20 protein-coding genes are annotated in these 24,735 nt (G+C 67.6%); 11 read left to right on the forward strand and 9 right to left on the reverse strand.

Features of this window, described 5'->3' with window-relative positions; genetic code table 11:
* Window positions 1-150: 150 nt before the first annotated feature.
* Window positions 151-1,409 (forward strand): IS3 family transposase gene (locus AC4AMJ_RS26295; protein WP_489915819.1). Its coding sequence is split into 2 segments (ribosomal slippage): window positions 151-496 and window positions 496-1,409, totalling 1,260 coding nucleotides; the frame shifts between segments, so codons are not numbered across the junction.
* Window positions 1,410-1,610: 201 nt separating this feature from the next.
* Here the strand turns inward: AC4AMJ_RS26295 and AC4AMJ_RS26300 are convergent.
* From AC4AMJ_RS26300 to AC4AMJ_RS26310, 3 genes are all read right to left on the reverse strand, one after another.
* Complete coding sequence (locus AC4AMJ_RS26300; protein WP_489915821.1) at window positions 1,611-4,862, reverse strand: ATP-binding protein; 3,252 nt, start codon at window positions 4,860-4,862, stop codon at window positions 1,611-1,613.
* Window positions 4,859-8,122: an ATP-binding protein gene (locus AC4AMJ_RS26305; RefSeq protein WP_489915823.1), complete on the reverse strand. Its 3,264-nt coding sequence runs from the start codon at window positions 8,120-8,122 to the stop codon at window positions 4,859-4,861. The genes AC4AMJ_RS26300 and AC4AMJ_RS26305 overlap by 4 nt, the downstream gene beginning before the upstream one ends.
* Window positions 8,123-8,225: 103 nt before the next feature.
* The gene (locus tag AC4AMJ_RS26310; RefSeq protein ID WP_489915825.1) at window positions 8,226-9,926 is read right to left on the reverse strand and encodes an aldehyde dehydrogenase family protein; all 1,701 of its coding nucleotides are present in this window, start codon (window positions 9,924-9,926) and stop codon (window positions 8,226-8,228) included.
* 218 nt (window positions 9,927-10,144) lie between these two features.
* Between AC4AMJ_RS26310 and AC4AMJ_RS26315 the strand changes: the two genes are divergently transcribed.
* Genes AC4AMJ_RS26315 through AC4AMJ_RS26325 form a run of 3 tightly spaced genes read left to right on the forward strand, consistent with a single transcriptional unit; the run spans window position 10,145 to window position 11,786 of the window.
* A complete protein-coding gene (locus tag AC4AMJ_RS26315) occupies window positions 10,145-10,438 on the forward strand; it encodes a hypothetical protein (RefSeq protein ID WP_489898237.1) in 294 nt (97 codons plus the stop codon).
* A 3-nt stretch (window positions 10,439-10,441) separates the two neighbouring features.
* The gene (locus AC4AMJ_RS26320) at window positions 10,442-11,002 is read left to right on the forward strand and encodes a hypothetical protein (protein ID WP_489915827.1); all 561 of its coding nucleotides are present in this window, start codon (window positions 10,442-10,444) and stop codon (window positions 11,000-11,002) included.
* A complete protein-coding gene (locus AC4AMJ_RS26325; RefSeq protein WP_489915829.1) occupies window positions 10,986-11,786 on the forward strand; it encodes an HTTM domain-containing protein in 801 nt (266 codons plus the stop codon). The genes AC4AMJ_RS26320 and AC4AMJ_RS26325 overlap by 17 nt, the downstream gene beginning before the upstream one ends.
* Before the next feature lie 137 nt (window positions 11,787-11,923).
* Here the strand turns inward: AC4AMJ_RS26325 and AC4AMJ_RS26330 are convergent, their stop codons facing one another.
* Window positions 11,924-12,229: an EthD family reductase gene (locus AC4AMJ_RS26330; protein ID WP_489915831.1), complete on the reverse strand. Its 306-nt coding sequence runs from the start codon at window positions 12,227-12,229 to the stop codon at window positions 11,924-11,926.
* A gap of 284 nt (window positions 12,230-12,513) precedes the next feature.
* On the opposite strand from AC4AMJ_RS26330, the gene AC4AMJ_RS26335 reads away from it, so the two are divergent.
* The 5 genes from AC4AMJ_RS26335 (at window position 12,514) to AC4AMJ_RS26355 (ending at window position 18,332) form a co-directional block, all read left to right on the forward strand.
* The gene (locus AC4AMJ_RS26335; RefSeq protein ID WP_489915833.1) at window positions 12,514-12,969 is read left to right on the forward strand and encodes a helix-turn-helix domain-containing protein; all 456 of its coding nucleotides are present in this window, start codon (window positions 12,514-12,516) and stop codon (window positions 12,967-12,969) included.
* Window positions 12,970-12,994: 25 nt separating this feature from the next.
* Window positions 12,995-13,984 (forward strand): VapC50 family PIN domain-containing toxin, encoded by a 990-nt coding sequence (locus AC4AMJ_RS26340; protein WP_489915835.1) that lies wholly within the window; start codon window positions 12,995-12,997, stop codon window positions 13,982-13,984.
* A 499-nt stretch (window positions 13,985-14,483) separates the two neighbouring features.
* On the forward strand, window positions 14,484-16,094 hold the full coding sequence (locus tag AC4AMJ_RS26345; RefSeq protein ID WP_489915837.1) for an aldehyde dehydrogenase (NADP(+)): 1,611 nt from the start codon (window positions 14,484-14,486) through the stop codon (window positions 16,092-16,094).
* A 37-nt stretch (window positions 16,095-16,131) separates the two neighbouring features.
* Window positions 16,132-17,067 carry a 5-dehydro-4-deoxyglucarate dehydratase gene (locus tag AC4AMJ_RS26350; protein WP_489915839.1) on the forward strand — a complete coding sequence of 312 codons (936 nt, stop codon included), beginning with the start codon at window positions 16,132-16,134 and terminating at the stop codon, window positions 17,065-17,067.
* On the forward strand, window positions 17,067-18,332 hold the full coding sequence (locus tag AC4AMJ_RS26355) for a glucarate dehydratase family protein (protein ID WP_489915841.1): 1,266 nt from the start codon (window positions 17,067-17,069) through the stop codon (window positions 18,330-18,332). The genes AC4AMJ_RS26350 and AC4AMJ_RS26355 overlap by 1 nt, the downstream gene beginning before the upstream one ends.
* Window positions 18,333-18,430: 98 nt before the next feature.
* On the opposite strand, the gene AC4AMJ_RS26360 is transcribed toward AC4AMJ_RS26355, so the two are convergent.
* From AC4AMJ_RS26360 to AC4AMJ_RS26370, 3 genes are all read right to left on the reverse strand, one after another.
* A complete protein-coding gene (locus AC4AMJ_RS26360) occupies window positions 18,431-18,700 on the reverse strand; it encodes a PIN domain-containing protein (RefSeq protein WP_489915843.1) in 270 nt (89 codons plus the stop codon).
* Window positions 18,701-18,829: 129 nt separating this feature from the next.
* Window positions 18,830-19,006, reverse strand: a complete 177-nt coding sequence (locus AC4AMJ_RS26365) for a type II toxin-antitoxin system Phd/YefM family antitoxin (RefSeq protein WP_489915845.1) — start codon at window positions 19,004-19,006, stop codon at window positions 18,830-18,832.
* 24 nt (window positions 19,007-19,030) lie between these two features.
* Window positions 19,031-20,296 (reverse strand): APC family permease, encoded by a 1,266-nt coding sequence (locus tag AC4AMJ_RS26370; RefSeq protein WP_489915847.1) that lies wholly within the window; start codon window positions 20,294-20,296, stop codon window positions 19,031-19,033.
* Between the two features lie 120 nt (window positions 20,297-20,416).
* On the opposite strand from AC4AMJ_RS26370, the gene AC4AMJ_RS26375 reads away from it, so the two are divergent.
* Window positions 20,417-21,316, forward strand: coding sequence for a LysR family transcriptional regulator (locus AC4AMJ_RS26375; RefSeq protein WP_489898226.1), 900 nt, complete (start codon window positions 20,417-20,419; stop codon window positions 21,314-21,316).
* Between the two features lie 12 nt (window positions 21,317-21,328).
* Here the strand turns inward: AC4AMJ_RS26375 and AC4AMJ_RS26380 are convergent, their stop codons facing one another.
* Window positions 21,329-21,724, reverse strand: coding sequence for a universal stress protein (locus tag AC4AMJ_RS26380; protein ID WP_489898225.1), 396 nt, complete (start codon window positions 21,722-21,724; stop codon window positions 21,329-21,331).
* Entirely contained in the window at window positions 21,721-22,764 is a 1,044-nt protein-coding gene (locus AC4AMJ_RS26385; protein ID WP_489915849.1) for a 2-hydroxyacid dehydrogenase, read from the reverse strand. Before AC4AMJ_RS26385 ends, AC4AMJ_RS26380 begins: the two co-directional genes overlap by 4 nt.
* Window positions 22,765-23,144: 380 nt before the next feature.
* Between AC4AMJ_RS26385 and AC4AMJ_RS26390 the strand changes: the two genes are divergently transcribed.
* Complete coding sequence (locus AC4AMJ_RS26390; protein WP_489898223.1) at window positions 23,145-24,719, forward strand: ABC transporter substrate-binding protein; 1,575 nt, start codon at window positions 23,145-23,147, stop codon at window positions 24,717-24,719.
* Window positions 24,720-24,735 lie beyond the last annotated feature (16 nt).

Here is a 24,735-nt window from a genome sequence, read left to right on the forward strand (position 1 = left end):
GACCAGCGGCGGGTTGGGTGTGGTGGTGTCGATACTCGACCAGCGGCGGGTTGGGTGTGGTGGTCTCGATACGCGACTCAGGCAGTTGACCCCGGATCTTGGACACGTTGAATCCCGCATCTGTGCGGGAGGAAGCGAGATGATCAAGAGATGGCCCGAAAGCACTATTCGGAGGAGTTCCGCAGAGACGCGGTCGAGTTGTATGAGTCCACGCCGGGCGCCACGGTCCGCGGCATCGCCGCCGATCTCGGCGTCGAGCGCGGCACGTTGCGTGGGTGGTTGACCACCTACGGCACCGGCCGCAAGAGGGCCGCGGACGGCAGCGCGACGCAGAGCCCGCTCAAACCCCGTCAGGAGCCGGTGGTCACCGAGGATGGCCCGGAGACTGTGGAGGCCAAGGTGAAGCGTCTGGAGGCCGAAAACGCCGCGCTGCGCAGCGAGCGGACGAAGTTGACCACCGAACGCGAGATCCTGCGTCAGGCGGCCAAATATTTCGCCGGGGAGACGAACTGGTGAGCCGCTTCCAGTTCGTCGCCGACCACCTCGACACCTACCCGGTGAAGTGGCTCTGCGAACTCCTCGAGATCGCATGTTCGTCGTTTTATGCCTGGCGTAAAGCTGCGCCGACCCGGGCGGCTCGTGAGGAGTCTGATGCTGTTCTGGCACAACGTATCCGCGAGATTCACGATGAGGACCGCACCTGTGGTGCGCCGCGGATCACTGCCGAGCTCAATGATGGTGTGCCACCGCAGGAGCGGGTCAATCACAAGCGGGTGGCGCGGGTGATGGCCGAGCACGGCATCGCCGGCTATCGCCGGCGCCGTCGGGTGGTCACCACGATCCCCGAGCCGTCCGATGCCAAGGTCGCTGACCTGGTCAAACGGGACTTCACCGCAGATGCGCCCAACGAAAAGTATGTCGGAGACATCACCTACCTGCCGTTGGAAGATGGGACGAATCTGTACCTGGCCACGGTCATTGACTGCTATTCGCGGCGTCTGGCCGGCTGGGCGATCGCTGATCACATGCGTACCGAGCTGGTCACCGAGGCGCTGATCAACGCCGCGTTGACCCGGGGTAGTTTGGCTGGCGCGATCTTCCACAGTGACCATGGAAGTGTCTATACCAGTAGGGATTTCGCGAAACACTGCGCCAGGCTGGGGGTGACCCAGTCGATGGGGGCGGTGGGGACAAGTGCCGACAACGCGTTGGCCGAATCATTCAATGCGACTCTCAAGCGGGAGGTCCTGCAAGATGACCGCTTCTGGCCGGATGCGGTGACGTGCCATCGCGAAGTGTTCGGCTGGCTGGTGCGGTACAACACGCGCCGCCGCCACTCCTGGTGCGGCTACATGTCACCCATCAACTACGAAAAGCACTCTAGTGCTACACTATTGACCGCTGCATGAATCCCACCCAGTGTCCAAGATCCGGGGTCAAGGCCCTCACTTCGTTCGCTGCTACTCGACCAGCGACGACGGGGCTGGGTTGTGGTGGTGTCGATACTCGACCAGCGGCGGGGCTGGGTGTGGTGGTCTCGGTACGCGAGCAGCGGCCGGCTGGGTGCGGTGGTCTTGATACTCGACCGGCGGCGGGTTGGGTGTGGCCGGTCAGCCGGCGTCGATCTGCGCGAGACCGCGTCGGACCTTCGCGTCCAACTCCGCCGCCACATCCCGGTGGCGCTGGGCCGCTGCGGGATCGCCGATGAGGTCGGCCAGCTCTGCGAGGACCACATCGACAGGACCGAAGGTGACGCTGCCCGAATCGAATCCGGCGATCACGCCCGACCAGTTCTGCAGCACTGCATAGAGATCGCGCGCCTCGTCGACCATGCGCAGGCGCACCAGGGCCCGCGCGTGGAAGACCTCGACCGTCGTCCAGTAGTAGTCACGGGTCACGTACGGATCGGTATCGGCGATGGCACGGGCCTCGTCCTCGCGGCCCGCGTCCAACAGGGCGACGACGTAGATCCAGGCGACGGAGTGCGGTGCCCGTTCGTACCAGCGTGCGGCGTGATCGACGACGTGCTCGATCGAGCCGCGGACCCAATCCACCGACAGGCGACCGACCTGGGCGAAGTCCTCCCCGGACGGTAGCCCGGCGGCCGAGAGCTGCATGGCCAGAACAGTGTAGGACTGCTCCGCGGCCTCCAGTCGGCCGCGCATGACGTCGAGGACGGCGTTGAAGGCCGACAGCACCACCACGAGTTCACCGACGCGCCCGCTCGTCGCGCACGCCATGGCTCGCTGCACCTCGGCGGCCGCACCTGCGGGATCGATCGCGCGGGTACGGGCCAGGAACATGAAGAATCGCGCTGCCGCTTCGTATTCGAGGCTGCCCGCCTCTTGCGCCGTCGCCAGGAAGGTGTCCACCAGCTCGGGATAGTCGCCGCGGTGGTCGGGACCGAGTGAGGCGTACACCAGACCGTTCAGTGCGGCGCAGCGCAATTCGATGTCGCCGAGTGTATCGGCCAGGTCCATCGCCGCGCGGGCGCATTCGTACGAGCGATCCTCGTTGATTCCCTCGTGCTCGAACACTGCCGTGACGAGCAGCCGCACCCGATCGGCGCCGGTGCTGGTGGGCAGCGCGCGATCGAGTGCTTCGACCATCACCTCGTCGGGCACACCCTTGGTGCGGGTGGTCCAGATCGTCGGAGTGCGCCAGCAGGTCAACGCCGATACCACCGTCGCCTGATCACCGGTGGCCTCCGCGAGCCGAACCGCATCGGTCCGCCGGCTCCGCGCCAGTGAGATCTCACCACGATGGGCGAGGGCGGTGACGAGGTCGCCGAGCGCGTGCACCATCGCGGAACGATCGGCCAGCGGGGCCGTTGGCCGATCGTGTCCGGCCAGGGCATGGAGATCCACGGCGTACTGCCACAGCTCGGCGGAGTCGGCGGCCAGGTCGCCCGAGCGGTGACGCGCTGCCGACTCGACGACCTCGAGGGCCTGTTCGGCGGTGGCCCCGGCCGCTCCCAGCGCGGCATGGATCGCGAGCTCGTCGGCAGCCGAGATGGCACTGTGCTGGAGGAATTCGAAAGTGCGCCAATGAAGTCGGCGCCGCCGCAGTACCGGGATGCTGTCGTAGACGGCGTCGCGCATCAGGACGTGATTGAACCAGACCGTGTCCACCTCGGCGGTGAGCAGACCGGCCACCACCGCGGTGTCGATCGCATCGAGCACCGTGTCCTCGGCGTCGGACGCATCCGGCCAGAGTGCGATGAGGGTGTCGATGTCGGCGCGCCGACCGCAGACGGCGAGCAGTCGGAGCACTGAGATGGTGTCGTCGGGGAGCCGTTCCACCCGCCGCAGCAACACTTCCCGGACACCACTCGGAATCGTCTTCTGCGCGTCCCGCGTCCCCCGTGACGCAACCAGTTTGGCCAATTCCCGCACGAACAGCGGATTCCCGTCGGTCCGGGATCGCAGCAACGCGAGGGTGGTGTCGTCGACGGGGTCCAGGCCGACATCGGCGGCCAGCGCCCGGATACCGTCGTCGGAGAGACCGGCGAGGGCGAGGAGGTCGGCGGTGGCCGACACCAGCGAGGCACCCGTCGCCAGCAGTTCGGTACGTGCCTCCGACGGCCGGTACGTCGCGAGGATCAGCACCGGCCGGTCGGCCAGCCAACTGACCGTCTGCCGCAGCACCTGCAGGGTGGCGCTGTCGGCGCGGTGGACGTCGTCGAGTGCGATGACGATGCCGGCATCGGCCGGTCCCGACTCGCAGGCGCTGCGGATCTGTCGGGCGATGAGGAACGGGTCGTCGAGTTCGTTGTCGCCGCCCAGTTCCCCGACGATCTCTCGCCACGCCCAGGCGGTGGGCGCACCCTCGACCTCGGGACAGTGTCCGATGGCCGTGGCCCACCCGGCCGCGCGGAGCCGACCCACGGCGAGCTGGGTGAGTGTTGACTTGCCGCCACCGGCCTCGGCGGTGATCCAGACGACCCGCAAACCGGTGTGGCGCACGGTGTCCGCGTGCTCGAGCAGTTTCTCGATCTCGGCTTCTCGTCCGGCGAATGCCGGATCATGCGCGATGTCGGTGCGCAGGGACTCGGCGGGCTCGGATCGGTGCACCGGCGCCGACGGCGCGGCCGGTAGCTGCAGATCCGGATCCTGCTGCAGGATGGCCGCTTCCAACTCCCGTACCGGCGGGGACGGGTCGACGCCGAGTTCGTCGGCCAGATACTCACGCACCGTCCGGAGCGTTTGCAGGGCGTCGGCCTGCCGGCCCAGACGGTATTGCGCCAGAGCGACCAGCCGAAACAGTTCTTCCCGTGCGGGATGACGCTCGCACTGCCCGGCGAGCGAGGCCACCACCTCGGCTGGACGGCCCAGTTCGAGTGCGGCCGCGGCCCGTTGTTCGATGGCGGTCAGATGCAACTCGTCATACCGCGCCACCTCGGCGCGGGCCCAGTCGTCGGTGGCGTGCGGCCCGAACGGCTCCCCACGCCACAAGGTCAGCGCATCACCCAGCCGTGCATGGCGGGTGGCGGCATCGCCGTCGACGGCGTGGACGATGTCGGCGAATCGCCACAGGTCCACCGCATCCCGTGGCACGCGGAGTGCGTAACCGGGCGGCTCGCTGACGAGGATGCGGGCCGGCGACCGCGGGGCCCGGCCCGGTTCGAGGATTCGACGAAGATTGGAGATGTGGACCTGCAAGCCGCCCAACGCTTTCGGCGGAGGCTCGCCGCTCCACAGGTCTTCGATGAGCCGGTCGGTGGACACCACGTGGCCGTCGGCGGCGATCAGGCGTGCCAGCACCGCCCGCTCGCGGCGCGACTTCACCTCCGCCGGGGCCCCGTCGAGGTCCACGCGGGCCGTGCCGGACATCCACATCGTCACGGCCGGGCTGGTGCTCACGCGATCTCCGCCAGACCGCGCTGCAGCTGCAGTTCCACCTCGGCGGCGATCTGCCGATGCCGCTGTGCCGCAGCAGAATCGCCGAGTAGCTCGGCGACCTCGGCGAGAACCGTGTCCATCGGACCGAACGAGACGCTGCCGGCATTGAGGCCGATCACGGTTCCCGACCACTCACGCAGCGTCGCATAGACTTCCGCGGCCTCGGCGACCATGCCGAGCCGCACCAGGGCGCGGGCGTGAAATGCCTCGAGTGACGTCCAGTAGTAGTCGCGACAGATCGGCACCCCTGCGTCGACGAGAGCGCGGGCCTCGTCGACCCGGCCGGCATCGATCAGTGCGACGACGTAGAGCCATCCGATCGCCCGCGGGGACCGTTCGTACATCGGCCGGATGTCCTCGACGAGATGGCCGATCGATCCCCGATGCCAGCCGATGCAGAGTTGACCGATGTTCCGGAAGTCTTCTCCCGCCGGGATACCCGCTGCCAGCAGTTCCCTGCTCAGCGCTTGATAGGTGTGATCCGCTGCTTCCAGATCTCCGCGCAGGACATCGGTGACGGCCGCGAACGCCGACAGCACCACCACCAACTCGCCGACCCGGCCGCTCGTGGCGCTCTGCAACGCCAACTGCATCTCGGTGACGGCGCCGGGTAGATCGTTCTCGGACATCCGCAACATGAACAGGTAGAACCGCGCCGCAGCGACATACTCGAGGCTGCCCGCCTCCTCCGCGACGGCGAGGAACTCCTGCGCCAGGCCCGGATACTCGTCCCGACTGTCCGGACCGAGCGCGGTGAAGACACGGGCGTTGAGGGCAGCACAGCGCAATTCGATGTCGTTGATCCCGGAGGCGATCTCGACGGCCTCACGCGCGAGATCGATGGCGAGCTGATCGTCGCTGCCCTCGTACTCCATGACCGCCGCGGTCAACACGTAGGCCCGGGCCGCGCCGGAGATGGTCGGCAGGACTGCCTCGATCGCGGCCGCCATCACGTCGTCGATCACCCCCTTGCTGCGCGTGCTCCAGATGAACGGAGTGCGCCAACAGGACAGGGTCGTGACGACCAGTGCGGGGTCGCCGATGTCCTCGGCGAGGTGCATCGCCCGCTCCCGGCACTCACGTGCGGCTGTGGTCTCGCCACGATGTGCCAGTGCCGTGACGAGGTTGCACAGCGCGTCGACGAGGGCGACGCGATCGTCACGGGCCGCGGTCGCGTCCTCATGCCCGGCCAGCAGGTGCAGGTCCACCGCGTGCTGCCACAAGGGTGCCGAGTCCGCCGCGAGGTCGGCATCGCCCTTGGTCCGAGCGGCCGCCTCGACGATCTGCAGAGCCTCGGTGGCGGTCGGCGCCGAGGCGCCCAGCGCCGCATGCACCGCGAGCTCGTCGGGCGACGATCGGGAGCTCGACCGGAGGTGTTCCAGTGTGCGCCAGTGCAGCCGCCGCCGACGAAGCGCCGGAATGCCGTCGTAGACGGCGTCGCGCATCAGCACATGGCTGAACCGGGCCCGTTCGATGTCGGTGGTCAGCAGGCCGGCGACGACGGCGGAGTCGATCGCATCGAGCACGGTGTCCTCGGCGTTCGCGTCGTCCGGCCAGAGCGCGATCAGGGTGTCGATGTCGGCGGTCCGGCCGCACACGGCGAGCAGGCGCAGCACCGAGACGGTGTCGGTCGGTAGCCGCTCGACACGTTGCAGCAGCACCTCGCGCACGCCGCTGGGCACCACGGTCCGGGCGTCACGGGAACCGCGGGAGGCCACCAACTTGGCCAGTTCCCGCACGAACAGCGGATTGCCGTCGGTGCGGGACCGCAACAGCGACAACGTCGAATCGTCGACCGGCGCCAGCCCGGCCTGGGCCGCGACCTCCCGGATGCCGTCATCGGACAGGCCCGACAACGTGAGATGGTCGGCGGTCACCGAGATCAGCGACGCCCCGGTGGCCATGAGTTCGGCGCCCGCCTCCGACGGACGATAGGTCGCCAAGACCAGAACCGGCCGATCGGCCAACCAGGTCACCATCTGCCGCAACACCTGCAGGGTCGCGCTGTCGGCGCGGTGCGCGTCGTCGAGCACCACCATCGTGCCGGTCCCGGTGGGGCCGGACTCGCACAGGCCCCGCACCTGGCGGGCGATGAGGAACGGGTCGTCGAGCTCGTTGTCGCCGCCGAGCTCGCCGACGATCTCCCGCCACGCCCACGCGGTGGGCGCACCCTCGACCTCGGGACAGTGCCCGATCGCTGTCGCCCAGCCCGCGGCCTGCAGATGTCCGACGAACATCTGTGCCAAGGTCGACTTCCCGCCGCCGGCCTCCGCGGTGATCCAGACGATCCGAAGTCCGGTGCGCTGGACCGACTCCGCGTGCACGGCAAGCTTCTCCACCTCGGCTTCGCGCCCCGCGAACTCGTGGCTGGGACGGTCGACGGCCGCCCTGAGGTCGGCGGTCCCGGCCGGGGCCGGCGCGTCGATCGACCCAGCGGTCGCCTCCAGCGACGGATCCTGCTGCAGGATGGCCGCTTCCAATTCGCGGACCGGCGGCGCCGGGTCCACGCCTAGTTCGTCGGCGAGATAGCCGCGGAGCGTACGCAGCGTCTGCATCGCATCGGCCTGCCGGCCCAGTCGGTACTGGGCCAGCGCGAGGAGCCGGAACAACTCCTCGCGTGCCGGATATCGTTCGCATGCCGCGGGCAGCGTGGCCACCGCCTCGGCCGGCCGTCCCAGGTCGAGCGCGGCCGCAGCGCGCTGCTCGACCGCGATCAGGTGCACCTCCTCGAGCCGCGTGACCTCGGCGCGGGCCCACTCGTCGGTGGCGTGCGGGCCGTACGGCTCGCCCCGCCACAGGGCGAATGCTTGCCCGAGCCGTTCGTAGCGGGCTGCGGCGGTTCCGTCGGCGCCGGTGACGAGATCGGCGAACTGCCAGAGATCCACCACATCGCGCGGTAGTCGCAACGCGTACCCGGGTGGCTCGCTCACCAGGATTCGTGCCGGGGTGCGCGGGGCACGGTCCGGCTCGAGGATGCGCCGCAATTTCGAGATGTGCACCTGCAGGCCGGCCAACGCCTTCGGTGGGGGTTCGCCGTTCCACAGGTCGTCGATCAGGCGGTCCGTCGACACGACATGCCCGTCGGCAGCGACCAGTCGGGCCAGGACCGCGCGCTCACGCCGGGACTTGACCTCCGCGGGGTGGCCGTCGACATCGACACGGACGGTCCCGGACATCCTCACCGAGACCGTTGGTCGGGTGGCCTCGACGCGTGCCGACATCTCGCTCCCGTTTCTCGCGCCCAGATCGTGTAATCGTCTGAGCTGAGATTAGCGTCGTCATGCGAGGTCCGTGAGGTTTGCGAGCTGTTTGGACGACACGTCGTCACGGCAGCAGCATCGACGCGAACACCCGAGGGATACGTCCCCACCCGGGCTTGGCCGCGTAGTGGGTGAGTGCCTTCGACGCCGACGTGTTCGCTTTGGACGTCACCAGCCAGGGCGCCTTCGGTGCCATCGAGGCCTCACCGCTCATCCACGAGCGGGGGAACGGGCGGAACGGGCCGCTCACCACCGACCGTTCGGGGTCGGCGATCAGGTGCGCGTTGTGGACGACGCCGATGCCGCTGCCCACATGCCCGATGGTGTTGCCGGGGTAGGCGCCCCACGGCAACGCCGGAGCCAGATAGGCGGTCGCCGACCAGCAGTTGATACCGATCGCACCGTAGCGCAGGTCGGCGATCGCCTCGCCGAACCGTACGCCCATCTCCTTGCGGTCATGGGGTGCCACGATGAGGTTCGCGCCGAGCGTTCCGACGAGTCGGTCGTTGGCGAACCGGACCGCCGCCCGGAGAAACTCGGCGCCGCCGCCGGGCAGTGTCGTGTGACCGAGCACGGGCGAGAAGTACTCGGTCCGGTACAGCTCGTCGGATGTCGACGACCCGACCTCGATGAGCAGTCGCCCGCTGTGCCGCTCGGCCAACGGGTGCGTGTGTTCGGCCTGCGCCATCTTCCATTCGCTGCCCGGGTACCACACCTCGCGGGGTGGCAACGATTCGAGCAACGAGCGGATCGTGTCGAGGAACCGCTCCCGCAGGGGCCAGGACGAACTGAGGATCAGCACCTGCGCGGCGATGCAGTTGTGGCCGGCGTTCTGCAACTTCTGCGTGACGACGTTCTCGGCCTGATGGACGATGTCGTCGTCGGACCAGTTGCCGGGTACGACGATGACCGGCGAGACACCGCCGAGTTCGCTGGTGATCGGCTTGCGCAGGAGCGGCGTCCCGGCGGCACGTCGCCGTTCTCCCTCCGGACCGCGGCCCCACACGATCGCATCGTGGGTGGCCTCGCTGCCGGTGATGTGCACATGACCGACATCCGGATGGTTGGTGAGGTAGCCGCCGGTCTCACTCTCTCCGTGCACGATTCGCAGCAGATCGAGATCGATCAGCGGTGCGAACGCCTTCTGGTAGATCCCCAGCATGTCGTCGAAGGTCGGATTCAGCTTGAGGACGCTGACACGGTTGTGGGCGACGAGCTCATAGACCACGTCGAGCGGACCGATGACGGTGACGTTGCCCGCCCCCAGCACCAGACCCACACCGCCGTTCTCGCCGCGCCGCCGGGCACCCAGGCCGGCCTGCGCGCAGACCTCGTCGAACCCCACTCCCGGCGGCATCCAGATCGATCCGGTGAACCCGTTGAGCAACAGCGCTTCCCGAGCGCCGCGCGGAAGCACCTTCAGCGTGATCCTGCCGCCGGGCGCCTGGCCGACCGGTATCCCGTCGAGGGGGTTGCCGCCGCGCGCCAGTGTCGTCAAGGTGGCGGCGGTGGCGGTCAGAGTGGCCATCGCGAGGTACGGACCACCGAGCCACTCCTCGCCCCTCACGTACGGCGGCGTGCCCTTGATACGAATCGCGGTGTCGGCCCACTCCTCGGCGTGTGCGGCGATGGTGCCGCGCGTCTTCAGCAGCAGCGCAGCACGATCGGACAGGCTCATGGAGGCCCAGACCCCGGCCCCGTGCCCGAGATCGCCGATCATCCGGTCGAGCTCCGCATGTTCCACGGGGTGGGAAAGGGTGGTCATTACTCAAGTGTGACACCGGTCACATGCCAATGCGAGTGGGCGTGACACGGCGTTTGGGATACGCGACGAGCGGGTCGCGAGACCGGCACTACCTCGGTGCCGGCGGGTCGGTGATGACGTAATCGGGTAGCCCGCTACCCGTGATCGTCGCGGCGCCACGTCGCACTCTGTGACGAAGGCCGACTGGCGCCGGAACCGAGAAGGGCAACGAGATGTCAATGAAGAAACCACGATCCGAACTGACCGCCATCGAACTGGCGGCCATCGATCTGTCCATCACCGCGCTGCAGAAGGCCGGGCACACGCTGGACGGCGTGAGCCAGTCGTCGAGCAATCCGCACGAGATGATGGCCGAAGCGGTCGCCGACGCACACCATCCGTTTGTCGAGATCACCGAACGTGACCGTGAGATCATCGCGCAGATCAAGGAGCTCGCCGGCCAGCTCAGTGCCCGTACCACTCTGGCCGATCTGGTGAACGCCCGCGGGCAAGTGGTCAACGGCGGCCGCTAGGCCATGTCCGGGCTTGTCATCGCCACCTGTGCTGCAGTCCTGGCCGGGTGGTGGATCGTCAGTGCGTTACATCAGGTCGACTCCGGTCGGTACACGCGAAGGATTCGGCGCCACATCCCGCTCGGTTTGCTGCCGGGCTGGACCTTCTTCGCCCCCAACCCGGCTCGGGCCGACCACCGTCTCATCTGGCGTGAGTATCAGGAGCCCGACGGGCGGTGGCAGGCCTGGCGGGAACTGCATTTCGGCTTCGCGCGGCCCATTCGCCGCTGGCTGTGGAATCCCGAGTTGGTCCTCAACAAGTCGGTCAGCGACCTGGTGAACAACCTTCGCGTCGACGGCGACGTCGAGGACTCACGAGCGATCCTGGTCAGTGCGTCCTACGTGGTGCTGTTGAGCGTGATCGTGCAGCAGGTACGCGACCCGAGGACCACGCGTGTCCAGTTCGCGGTCACGTCGACCGCGTGGGACGGGCTGAACCGACGGGTCGACGTCTTGTTCGTGTCGGAGGAGCACGACCTCGCCGCAGCGGGAGTTCCGAGTCCCGGCCATGTTCACGCATCCTGAGCTGCTCGTATCGCGCGTCATCTTCGTCGGCCTGCTGATCGAATCGTTCCAGATCATCGCGCTGCGTGATGCGTTCGGACCGCGTGGCATGTTCGCCCGGGCGAACCTACGCCAGCTGACGTTGAGCGTCGGGTGGCATCAGCGAGTCGGTGCCACCGTCGGCGGCCCCCGGTCGGTGACCGCCGCCGCGCTCGTTCAGGTCGGCGCGGCCGGCGCGGTGATCGCCATCGGCACTGGATCCGGTGCGGGAATCGTGGCCACGCTCCTCTGTCTGCTGACGGCGGGGTACATCCGCATGCGCCGGCAGATTGGCGGCAGCGGCGCCGAGCAACTGACGTTCATCGTCCTCGTCACCTTCGCGATCGTGATGATCGCCGGTGGTGGACACGACGCCAGGGTCATGGGTGACATCTTCATCGCCGCCCAGATCCTGCTGGCCTACCTCGCCGCAGGGCTTGCCAAGGGGTTCTCCCCGGCGTGGCGTACCGGCGGCGCGATGTCCGGAGTCCTCTCCACGGAAGGTTACGGGGTGCAGTCGGCGGGCAATCTGCTGATTGCTCATCCCGGACTCGACCGCGTCGTCGGCTGGTCGGTGATCGTCTGGGAGGTCGGTTTCGTCGCGATCGTGCTGGCGCCGCCGCCGCTGGCCCTCGCGATCCTGACCACCGGTGTCATATTCCATGCCGGCTGCGCATTCCTCATGGGTCTGAATCGCTTCGTCTGGGCCTTCTGCGGCTGTTATCCCGCGGTCTTCGTCCTCGTCACCGTGCTGCACGGCGCGTGACACGCCGAGGTGCGCTGATCACTCGACGCGGACAGCGAGCGGACCGAGGCCATCGCCGGTGACCGTGCCACCGGCGATGGCGCCGCGGTGCACGCGATCAATCCGGCGACGACGAACGGCCCGTGATCGAGGGTCGGTCAGGCGGTGATCACCTCGTGCATGTTGATACTCGCGCCGGCCCCCGCGAAGTTGGCGAGATCGGCGCTGCCCTTCTGTCCCTCCGGTGAGGTGAGTCCCGCGATGGCCGTCTCCTTGGACGGAAAGGTCAGCACGGCGATGACGAAGTGTTCCGGGGTGGAGCCGTCAAGTGTCTCCGACACGCCCCACTCGAACGAGGTGAGGCCGGGCATCGTCGTGGTCAGCGGTGCGTGCACGGTCCGATAGTGATCGAGGAAGTGCTCCGGGTCCTCGGGGTGGTTGTAGTTGATGGTGATCCGATACATCGGTGTTCCTCTCCTCGGTGGCAGCATGATGTGACAACTGCTCTGGTCACATATATTTCACATCTCGGTGGTGGCGCGGGCGAGTATTCACGAACTGACATCGAGGTTGGTGATCACTTGTCGATGAGCTCGCCGTCGCGAGGCTTGGTCGCCGCAGGTTGTGGGACAGCATTCGAACGCCGCGAGGTCTCTCGTTCTGACCTGCCTCACGGGTCAATCCAGCGCGGAATGGGCGCAGAACACCATCAGTGCATTTTCGCTTTTTTCGAATTACACTCGATGTTATGACTACCCTGCTGGAGCAGACTGTTCTCCCCGACACCGATGGTGGCGACGCGCAGCAACTCGACGCACTGATCGCTGTGCTCACCGCCGATGACTCGGTGATTGTGCGCGCCGGTGAGAGTTCGGCCGAGCTGCCTGACGAGTTGCGGCAGATTCTGCGAACAGTGCTGACCAACCTGGCTCGGGGAATCGCGGTGACTGTTGAACCGCACCGCACGCTGCTGACGACGCAAGAGGCCGCCGACATCCTCGGTATCACCCGGCCCACCCTCGTGCGCCTGCTGATCGACAACGAGATTCCCTACACCACTCCCGGCCGCCATCGCCGGGTGCAGCTCACTGACGTCCTGGCCTACCAACAACGCGTGCGCACTCAGCGCGCTGATGCCCTGACCGAACTCGCCGCCCCTGACCCCGGCCTGACTGAGACCGGCGTCTTCATCACCACGCGCTGACTCCGCGGCCGCAACCCTCCGCGTCGTGCTCGATGCCTGTGTGATGCTGCCGCAGAACCTCGACAACCTGCTTCTCACCCTTGCCGAGCATGACCTGTTCACACCGGTGTGGACGCCAGAACTCCTCGACGAAGTCCACCGCAACCTCACCGGCAAACTCGACGTGTCCGCCGAGCAGGCCGATCACCGCGTCACCCAGATGCGCCGCGCGTTCCCGCACGCCACCGACCACAGCGCCGGCTACCTCCAGCTCGTCGACGCAATGACCAATCACCCAAAGGATCGACATGTCCTGGCCGCCGCCGTCGCCTCCGGTGCTGCACTGATCGTCACTGCCAACCTCAAAGACTTCCCCGCTGAAGCCTGCGACCCACTCGGCGTCACGGCAGTACACCCTGACGATTTCCTCCTCGACCAACTCGACCTCGACACCCAAAAGGTGATGAGCGCGATCACCGCCCTCACTGGCCGCAATCAGTACCCGCCGCGAACCCCGGGGCAGCTCGCCGAAGCGCTACGCCCTCTCACCCCGAAGTTCGCCGCCGCCGCCGTTCAGGAGATCATTTCGCCCGTGGCGGCGTTGGAGATCGTCGACGACGCCGACATCGACGAACAGTTCCCAGACAACATCGAGGAGATCCTGCGAGACCCGGCCGCGACGGCGCGCGCATGGTGGTTCGCACTACTAAGACGTGACGAATATCCCTACGCTGTAGGCAATCTCAGCGCCTCACCCGAGGCCTGGGATTTCGACGATGTCGCCCAGATACTCGAGGGCTACTCGCTGGCCACCGGAGTCCATGATCACACCGACCGCGCCGACGTCGTCTACCTCAAGTTCCTTCCCGTCACGGGCCACAGCGTGCGAGCATTCGGCGAGACCGCCTTCACCGACTACCGAGTCCTGGCTTTGCAGCAAGACGCGACCGGATGCTGGCGCGTCTACGGTCTGGCCATGTCTTGGCCTGCCACCGCACACCACGACCGTCGACCCGATTCAGATCGACGCGCGTGATGGTTGTCTGTACGAACAAGTGGTGCGTCTCGGAAATGGGCAACTCGTCTCCGGCGTTCGTTCGACGCCTGGCTGCGTTGTCGTCGGTGACGATAGCGCCGCTATCGCTCCTACTCCGCCTTGCCAGATCGCCGATCGCTCCTCCGGATAAGGGTCACCTATGTCCGTGACACGCCACTGGGTTTCGTGGCGAGTCAGGCCCGCTGTGGCTGTGGGGTGGCAGTTCTGGCGAGGTAGGTTGCGCGTTCCCAGGTGATGGTTTCGGGGCGGCGACGCATCAGGCGACGCACGTCGCTGGGCAAATGCGCGCGAGCTGGACCGCCGCATCCGGCCCCACCAGCCCTGATACCGCAACCGCATCGATGCCACCGACATTTGACTTGGACATGTATGGATGCGCGGTCCTACCGTCGAATCATGGCTCGGGTCACATCGAGAGACCCCCGATGTGACCGGAGCCGTTCCACCAACGATCGCCGATTTCAAGGGATGGACGCCGATGACCACCGCGCAGCGGACCGGGCTTCACACGACGCAGACACTGACCGGACAGATGATCATCGCCGGTGACCACGTCACCGGCACCGGCACCGCGGTGCACGCGATCAATCCGGCCACCGACGAACGGCTCCAGCCGGCGTTCGCACATGGCACCGCCGACGACGTCGCCCGGGCGACCGCAGCCGCCGCAGAGGCGTTTGCGAGCTTCCGGGCCACCTCGTCGGCGCAGCGCGCCGACTTCCTCACCGCCATCGCCGACAACCTGGACGCGGCCTCCGACGCCCTCGTCGACCGCGCCACCGCCGAGACCGGGCTGCCGGTCGCCCGCATCACCGGCGAGGTCGGTCGGACATCGGGACAGCTTCGGCTGTTCGCATCGGTGCTTCGCGAGGGCAGCTGGCACGGTGCCCGAATCGATCCCGCCCGGCCGGACCGCACTCCGCTGCCGCGCGCCGACATCCGCCAGCGCAAGATCCCGCTCGGGCCAGTCGCCGTCTTCGGCGCCAGCAACTTCCCGCTCGCTTTCTCCGTCGCCGGTGGTGACACCGCGTCGGCGCTCGCCGCCGGCTGCCCGGTGGTCGTCAAGGCACACGACGCCCACCCCGGCACCTCTGAACTCGTCGGCCGCGCCGTCACCGAGGCCGTCACCGCCACCGGGATGCCCGCCGGTACGTTCTCACTGCTGTTCGGCAGCGGAAAGGAACTCGGCATCGCGCTCGTGACCGACCCGAACATCAAGGCCGTGGGCTTCACCGGTTCGCGTTCGGGCGGAACGGCACTCGTGCGGGCCGCCGCGTCGCGACCGGAGCCGATCCCGGTGTACGCCGAGATGAGCTCGATCAACCCCGTCTATCCGCTCGCCGGCGCACTGCGCGAGCGCGCCGCCGACCTCGGTCGCGCGTTCATCGGATCGTTGACGATGGGGTCGGGTCAGTTCTGTACGAACCCCGGACTCGTCATCGCCGTCGACGGCCCCGACCTGGACACCTTCGTCGATGCCGCGGCCGAGGCGATGAGCCAGGCAACCCCGACGCCGATGCTCACCCCGAACATCGCCCGCAGCTACGTCGACGGCGTCGACGAGTTCACCGGCGCCGCACAGACGGTCGCTCGCGGTGCCGAGTCGTCGGACCCCAACGTCTGCCGGGCCGCCCTGTTCGTCACCGACGCCGACGAGTTCCTCGCATCGGAGACATTGCAGCAGGAGATCTTCGGGTCGTCGAGCCTCATCGTGAAGTGCCGTGATCAGCGCCAGGTCCGCGACGTCACCGCCGAACTCGAGGGTCAGCTCACCGCGACCATCCACGCCGACGACACCGACCACGACCAGGCCGGGGCCCTGCTGGAACTGCTGGAACTCAAGGCCGGCCGCATCCTGTTCAACGGGTGGCCCACCGGCGTCGAGGTCGGCCACGCGATGGTGCACGGCGGCCCGTACCCGGCCACCTCCGACAGCCGCTCCACCTCCGTCGGATCGCTGGCCATCGAACGCTTCCTGCGGCCGGTCGCCTACCAGGACGTGCCGTCGGGTCTGCTGCCGGCCGCGATCGCCGACGGCAACCCGGAACGGATCTGGCGCCGCATCGACGGCGAACTCACCCGCGACTGACCATCACCCCCATACCTTTTCACCTCTAGGAGTCCCCATGCTCGACGGCGTCCTGTTCTTCCCCGTCACCCCGTTCGACAGTTCCGGTGAGGTCGACTACGACCGTCTCGCCGAGCACATCGCCCGCGGTGTCGCGGCCGGACCCGGCGGCGTATTCATCGCTTGCGGCACCGGAGAATTCCATGCTCTCGGGCTCGCCGAGTTCGGGAAGATCGTGCAGTGTGCCGTGGACACGGTCGCCGGGCGTGTGCCCGTCTTCGCCGGCGCGGGTGGCTCTGTGGTGCAGGCGAAGGAGTTCGCGGCCAGCGCGAAAGCCCATGGTGCCGATGGCATCCTGCTGCTCCCGCCCTACCTGGTGACCATGCCGGCGGCCGGTCTGGTCGAGTACACCCGTGCGGTGGCCGATGTGACCGACCTGCCGGTCATCGTCTACAACCGCAGCAACGCCGTGTTCGACGAGGCGTCGGCGGTGCAGGTCGCGAAGCTGCCCACCGTCATCGGGTTCAAGGACGGCACCGGCGATCTGGACAATGTCGCTCGCATCGTCATCGCGGTGAAGGCCGCGCTGGCCGACTCCGGCAAGGAGTTCCTGTTCTTCAACGGCCTGCCGACCGCGGAGATCACCCAGCAGGCCTACCGGGCCATCGGCGTGACCCTCTATTCGTCGGCGACCTTTGCGTTTGCGCCGGAACTGGCTCTGGCCTTCTACAATTCGCTGGAGACCGGCGATACCGACCTCGCCGAGGCGTTGCTCCGCGACTTCTTCCACCCGCTCGTGCGGCTCCGCAACAAGGTGCCCGGCTACGCGGTGTCCCTCGTCAAGCACGGCGTGACGATGGAGGGCATCGACGCCGGTCCGGTGCGTGCACCGCTGGTGCAGCCGACGCCGGAGCATCAGGCCGAACTCGGCCGGATCACCGTGGCCGGACGATCCGTGCTGGCGGGATCCCTCGCCGCGAATGCCGCCGTCTGATGAGCAACACCACCATCACCGCGGTGACCGTCACGCCGGTGGCGTTCGTCGACCCCCCGCTGCTCAACACGGTCGGAGTACATCAACCGTACGCATTGCGGGCGATCATCCGGATCGAGACCGCCGGTGGCCTACGAGGCGTCGGGGAGACCTACGCCGACACTGCCCATCTGGTCCGGATGGAGGCGGCCGGAGAGGCCATAATCGGGCTCGATGTGTTTGCTCTCAACGGTATTCGCGATGCGATCGACCGCAAGGTCGCCACGCTCTCGGTGACCGGCGGTGACGGGGTGGCCGGCATGATCACGACGGCCAGCACCACCGACCGGGTGTTCTCGCCGTTCGAGGTCGCCTGCCTCGACGTCCAGGGCAAAGAGCTCGGCCGGCCGGTCAGCGACCTGCTCGGCGGCGCCGTGCGTGATCGGGTGCCGTTCAGCGCGTATCTGTTCTACAAATGGGCCGGTCATCCGGGTGCCGCGGACGATGAGTGGGGCGAGGCCATCGATCCCGCGGGACTCGTTCGGCAGGCCCGCAGGATGATCGACGAGTACGGCTTCACCGCCATCAAACTCAAGGGTGGTGTCTTCCCGCCGGACGAGGAGGTCGCGGCGATCAAGGCGTTGCGTGCCGAGTTCCCCGGAGTCCCTCTGCGTCTGGACCCCAACGCGGCATGGACCGTCGACACCTCCGTGCGCGTCGCCGCCGAACTCGACGGCATCGTCGAATATCTGGAAGACCCCACGCCCGGACTCGACGGGATGGCCGAGGTGGCGGCCGAGGCGAAGATGCCGCTGGCCACCAACATGTGCGTGGTCGCCTTCGACCATCTCAAGCCCGCGGTCGCGAAGAACTCGGTGTCCGTGGTGCTCTCGGATCACCACTACTGGGGTGGCCTGCAGCGGTCCCGACTGCTGGCCGGCATCTGTGACACGTTCGGCATGGGCTTGTCGATGCACTCCAACTCCCATCTCGGCATCAGCCTGGCCGCGATGGTTCACCTGGCGGCCGCCACACCGAACCTCACCTACGCGTGCGACACCCACTGGCCGTGGAAGTCCGAGGACGTGGTCAAGCCGGGCGCGCTGCGCTTCGTCGACGGTGCGGTCCCGGTACCGACCGGTCCGGGTCTGGGTGTGGAGATCGACGAGGACGCGCTGGCCGCGCTGCATCAGCAGTATCTCGACTGCGGCATCCGCGACCGCGACGACACCGGCTACATGCAGTCGATCGACCCGGACTTCGAGAACAACTGTCCGCGATGGTGAATGGCTGAAATCGGACCCGTCAGCAGTGTCCGAGGGAAATATCCCTCGGATCGTGCTCACGGGGATGATTGTGCCCATTCCGCCGGCCGATCAGGCGGCTACGACCGCCCTGGTGACATTGTCGGCAGGTCCAGTGCGCGACAGCCATCGAGCAGCTGTTGGTCGCATGCGACGAATGTGGAGAGCTCTCGCCGGATGTGAACGGCTGCTGCGAGGTGGATGGCGTCCAGAGAATGCAGAGTCGGCGGGGCGATGGTCTCCGCGGCGCCGATGACGTCGTCGCCGAGCGGGATGATGTCCAGTGCTGACGGTAGTGTTCGCGCTCGTTCCGGGAGTCCCTGAGACTCGCCACGCAGAGCCGTGCGCACCAACTCGATCCGGCCCAACGCACTGATCGCGACCGGCTCGTCAGAGTGCTCCCCCGAACCAGGCGATCAGGGCATCGGTTTCATTCTCACGAATCAACAATTTCGCCGACGCCGAGGTATCGACGTAGATCATCGTTCTTCGCGGATCTGATCGAGCACCTCAGACAGATCCCCGCCGGGCAAGCGATCCCGATCGATCGCATCGAGAATTCCCGGGCGACTGGCCGGTATCAGCACGCCGGCCTCGACCCGGGCCAAGTAGCGAGACGCGTGTTGTCTGAGTTCACGCACGCCGATGGTCTTCATACAAGCCAGAGTGGACTCCAGGTGCTACGTCTCGGGCCGAGTTTTTCCGCGCCGTGCGAAGAACACCGCGACGCCCGCGCTCACGACGACCACACCGGTGACAACCGACCCGATCGGGAGGGTCGCAGCAAGGACGACGCAGCCGAGCAGGCCGAGTGTCGTCACCGCCCGCGGCGGTCGCCGCTCCTCGCCGCTCAGGGTCGCCGCCGAGGCATTTGCGATGGCGTAGTAGAGCAGCACCCCGAACGACGAGAACCCGATCGCGCCACGCACATCGGCGGTGGCCGCGAGCACGGCGACCACCACGGCGATCGCGAGCTCGGCATGGTGCGGAACCCGGTGCTGCGGATGCACCGCGGCCAGCCAGCGCGGCAGATGCCCGTCGCGAGCCATTGCCAGGGTGGTGCGGGAGACGCCCAGCACCATCGCCAGCAGCGACCCCACGGCCGCGATCACCGCACCGACCGTCACGACCGGCACCAACGCGGGAACGCCGGCGGCCCGAACCGTTTCCACCAGCGGCGCGGTCGCATCGGCCAAGCCCGTCGGGCCGAGCACCGCCAGCGCGGACACCGCGATCGCCACGTAGACCACCAGCACGATTCCGAGCGCGGTCGGGATCGCGCGGCCGATGGTGCGGGCCGGATCGCGCACCTCCTCACCGAGCGTGGCGATCCGGGCGTACCCCGCGAACGCGAAGAACAGCAGTCCCGCCGCCTGCAGTACCCCATACACCGTCGCGTCGTCTCCGAGCCCCAGGTGCTGCGATGCGTCGTCGGGCGTCGAGGACACCGCTGCGATCACCACCGCCGCCAGCACCGCGAGCACCAGCGCGACGATGCCCCGGGTCACCAACGCCGACTTCTGGATACCGCGGTAGTTCACCGCCGTCACGAACACCACCGCCGCAACGGCCACCGCGTGCGCGTACCGCGGCCACACGTAGGCCCCGACGGTCAGGGCCATCGCCGCGCACGACGCGGTCTTACCGACGACGAAACACCAGCCGGCCAGATACCCCCACAACTCGCCGAGGCGTTCACGCCCGTACACATAGGTCCCGCCGGACACTGGGTACACCGCCGCCAGCCGGGCCGACGACGTCGCGTTGCAATAGGCGATCACCGCGGCGATGGCCAGTCCGACGAGCAGGCCCGATCCGGCCGCCTGCGCGGCCGGCCCGAGCACCGCGAAGACCCCGGCGCCGATCATCGATCCGAGTCCGATCATCACCGCGTCGCCGACACCCAGGGACCGGCGGAGTTCGGGATCACCTCCAGGATCGGACATGACCGCAGACGCTAGCCGAGTCAGGTGAACGTGAGGTTCCGGAGGCCCGCGACGGCGCATGCACTAGCGTGATCCGCACGACGTCGTAGATCGCGGCGTTGCGATGCCGAAAGTGGATACATGTTTTCCCTGTCGCGCCTCTCGTGTTTCATCGCGGTCGCCGAAGAGCTCCATTTCGGGCGGGCCGCCGAGCGCTTGCACATGACCCAGCCGCCGCTGAGCCGCCAGATCCAGCAGCTCGAGCACGAATTGGGTGTGCAACTCATCGAACGCAGTAGCCGTGCTGTCTCGTTGACATCCGCGGGTTCGGCGTTCCTGCCCGACGCCCGACGGATCGTCGCGCTGGCCGAGAGCGCCGAACTCACCGTGCGTCGCGTGCCCGCCGGAGACCTGGGCACCGTGAACATCGGCTTCACCGGCGCGTCGGCGCGTGCGGTACTGCCACGCCTCATGCAGACCGCTCGCGAGCGGCTGCCCGACGTGCGACTGGTGCTCCGCGAGATGGTCACCTCGGCGCAGATCGAGGCGCTCGCCGGCGGCGATCTGGACCTCGGGATCGTCCGCCCGCCGGTGTCCCGGCCGGGTATCCACACCCGGCCGCTGCATCACGAGCGCCTGGTGGCGGCCTTGCCGGCCGACCATCATCTGGCGGCGGTGGAGCAGTTGGCCATCGAGGACTTCGACGGACAGCCGGTGATCATGTACTCGCCGGTCGACGCCCGCTACTTCAACGAACTGCTCATCAGCACCTTCACCGCCGTCGGCGCATCACCGCGCTACGTCCAGTACGTGACGCAGGTGCACACCATGCTGGTGCTGGTGCATTCCGGCCTCGGGATGGCGCTGGTGCCCGAGTCGGCGATGACGATGCATCCCGACGGGGTGGTGTTCAAGGACGTGAGCGCCATCCGCGACCGGCCGGTGCAGATGAACGTTGCCTGGCGCGGCGACAATCCCAACCCGGCACTGGTCCGTCTGATGAAAGACGTTCTGCCCGAACGGGAGTGGTCGGCGCCGTAGATCAGTCCCCGGTCAGGTGGCCGGCAGGACCGGCGGCTTCACCGCGACGACCGGGCACTGGGCGTCGAGCAGTACCCGTTGCACGACACTGCCGGTCAACAGTTTGCCGACGGGGGAGCGGCGCTTCTGACCGATCACGAGCAGCTCGACGTCATCGTCGTAGGACGCGTCGACGAGCTGATCGGCGTGGGACAGGCTCTTGTCGTTCTCGATGACCTTGTAGGCGACGTCGACGGCCGAGGCCGTCTCGCGGGCCTTTTCGAGATCGACCAGCATGTCCGGGGAGGTGGCGCTGTCGCCGTCGGCGACGACCAGCACATCGGTGGCACGCATCCGCGCCTCGGCGAAGCCGAACGGCAACGCGCCGCGTCCCTCGGCGGTGGGTTGGTAACTCAGGATGACGGTCATCGGATGTCCTTTGCGCGCGGGGTTTTCGCGGGTGCGACGACGGGGGTGACGAGGTCGCCGGTCCGCAGGAAGGTGTCGAGATTCTGCACCGTGAGCTCCTGCATCGCCGCGCGCGTCTCGACCGTGCCGCTCGCGAGGTGGGGCAGCAGTACCACGTTGTCCATGGCGATCAGTTCGTCGGGCACCTGTGGTTCGTTCGCGAAGACGTCCAGGCCGGCGCCGGCGATGCCGCCCGACGCCAACAGCTCGACGAGCGCGTCCTCGTCGACCACGCTGCCACGAGCCACGTTGATCAGAAAACCGTTGACCCCCAGCGATTCCAGGACCTCCCGGTCCACGAGGTGGCGGGTTCCGGAACCGCCCGCGGCGGCGACGATGAGCACATCGACCGTCGCGGCGAGCTCGGCCGGTGAGGCGGCATAGCGGTACGGCGAGCCCTCGATCTCCCGACGGTTGTGGTAGGCGATCCGGCAGCCGAACGCCGACAGGCGCTGCGCGATGGCCGACCCGATCCGGCCGAGGCCGAGGATGCCGACCGCGGCGCCGGAGACCTTGCGGGTGAGTGGGACATTCCCCTCTGCCGGCCAGCGTCCGGCGCGGACGAAGCGGTCGGCGGCGGTGAACCCGCGCATGGTGTCGAGCACCAGCGCGACGGCGGTGTCGGCCACGCAGTCGGTGAGCACGTCGGGGGTGTTGCTGACGCCGATGCCGAGCTCGGTGGCGCGCTCGACATCGGTGGTGTCGTAGCCGACGCCGAAGTGGACGATCGCGCCGAGGTCGGGCAGCTCGGCCATCAGCGCCGCATCGACGCCGGTGCGCCCCGAGGTCACGACGGCGGTGACCTCAGCTCCGTGCTCGGCCAGGAACGGCGCCCGAGCGGCCCCGTCGGGCAGGCGCTCGGCGCCATAGGTGCCGGCCAGCTGCTCCTCGAGCGAGGGCTTGAGCGGGCCGACCTGCAAGACCCTCCCGGTTGACGGCCGAAGATGTTGTCCAGCAACGGTATCGGTAGATACCGCGGTGTTCACGAGACTGCTGCTCATCCGTCCTCCTCGACGGCCGGGACCATGACGCGGTCCTTGGTGGATGAATCAACCGTAAGAGGCCGTCCGTATACCCGTCCAACACGTAAATAACATGGATCGATACCCAACCTGTATCGATGTCCGGTGGGTCGATTCGACCGGCGCAACCGGGCCCGGGGAACCGACAGGTCAGCGCCGGTTTTGGGTCGAATTCCCGACGACCGACGCAGGCCGCGCGAGCGGTCGAAACGCCCCGAAATCGCCACTTCCTGCGGTTTTGTGCTGTTGACGCCGTCGTTCGAGCGCTCTTAGCGTGTGTCTACCGTCACAAGCGGCGGTACCGCCCCCCTCGGTTCACACGCAGTGAATCACTCGCAGTCTTCTCATCGGAGGTCCCCATGCAGATCGCATCTCTGCGATCCCCGCGCCGCCGGATTGCCGGCGCGCTGGCAGTCTCCGCGGCGGCGATGCTGGCCGTCAGCGGCTGCAGCGTCGCCAACACCACCTCGAGCGAGAGCGCAAGCCCCGACACCCTCCGCATCGTTCTCCCGCAGGAGCCGCCCACCCTGGAGCCGTGCGACGCGTCCCTGACCGCCACCGGCGTCGTCGTCCGCTCGAACATCACCGAGCCGCTCATCGAACGCGACCCCACCACCGGCGACCTGAAGCCGCTGCTGGCGAGCTCGTGGCGCCAGGTGGAGCCGAACGTCTGGCAGTTCACCACCGTATCGGGCGTCACCTTCTCCAACGGCGCGCCCTTCACCGCCGCCGACGCCGCGTTCTCCATCAAGCGCACCTTCAACGGGGCGATCGGCTGCGACGTCAACGGCTACGTCTTCGACGACAGCACGATCGACGTCACCGCGCTGGACGACCACACCGTCCAGATGCGCACCGAGGCGCCGGACCCGATCCTGCCGCTGCGCGTCTCCTTCATCGAGATGGTCCCGCACACCACCGACGCGAACGCCAAGGTGCGTGAGCCCATCGGTACCGGGCCGTACATGGTCGACTTCTGGGACTCCGGCCAGCGGATCGCGCTCAAGGCCAATCCCGACTATCACGGCCCGAAGCCGGCCTACACCCGCGCCGTCTATCAGTGGCGCGCCGAAGGCAGTGTGCGCGCCGCGATGGTCGCCAACGACGAAGCCGATCTGGCGACGTCGCTCGGACCCGAAGACGGTGCCGGCGACCTCGGCATCGCGTACGTCAACAACGAGACGACGGCGCTGCGCATGCAGGCCACCGACGCCCCGCTCGACGACTACCGGGTCCGTGAGGCCATCGACTACTCCATCAACCGGGCCGGCATCGTCAAGGCGCTCTTCCAGGGCCTCGGCAAACCCGCCGCGGAACTCGTCGGCAAGGGCATCGTCGGCTACAACGATCAGCTCACCCCGACACCGTACGACCTGACCAAGGCCAAGAAGCTGATCGACGAGGCCCGCGCCGACGGTGTGCCCGTCAACCGCACCATCCGACTCATCGGCCGCACCGGCCAGTTCCCCAAGATCAACGAGACGATCGAGGCGATCCAGTACTCGCTCAGCAAGATCGGGCTCGACGTCAAGATCGAGATGATGGACACCTCGGGTCAGATGCAGTATCAGACAAGGCCGTTCGTGCCCGGTTCCGGTCCGGTGCTGCTGATGGTGCAGCACGGCAACCAGGCCGGTGACACCCAGTTCACCCTCGATCAGTACATGCTGTCCGACGGTTACCAGAGCACCTACGGCACAGCGGCATACGACAAGGAGATCACCGCGGCCGAAGCCCTGACCGGCGACGCGCGACAGAATGCGCTGGCGCAGGTGCTCGCCGATGAGCCGACCAAGATCCGCCAGTACGCCTACATCGCACACATGGAAGCCGTGCTCGCCAAGTCGAACAAGGTTTCCTACCAACCCAATTCGGCCACCGGTGACGAGATGCACCTCGCCGACATGACCCACGCCCAACCCCGTAACGACTGAAACCGAGGCGACGACC

The organism is Gordonia sp. LMA484, assembly GCF_058129505.1.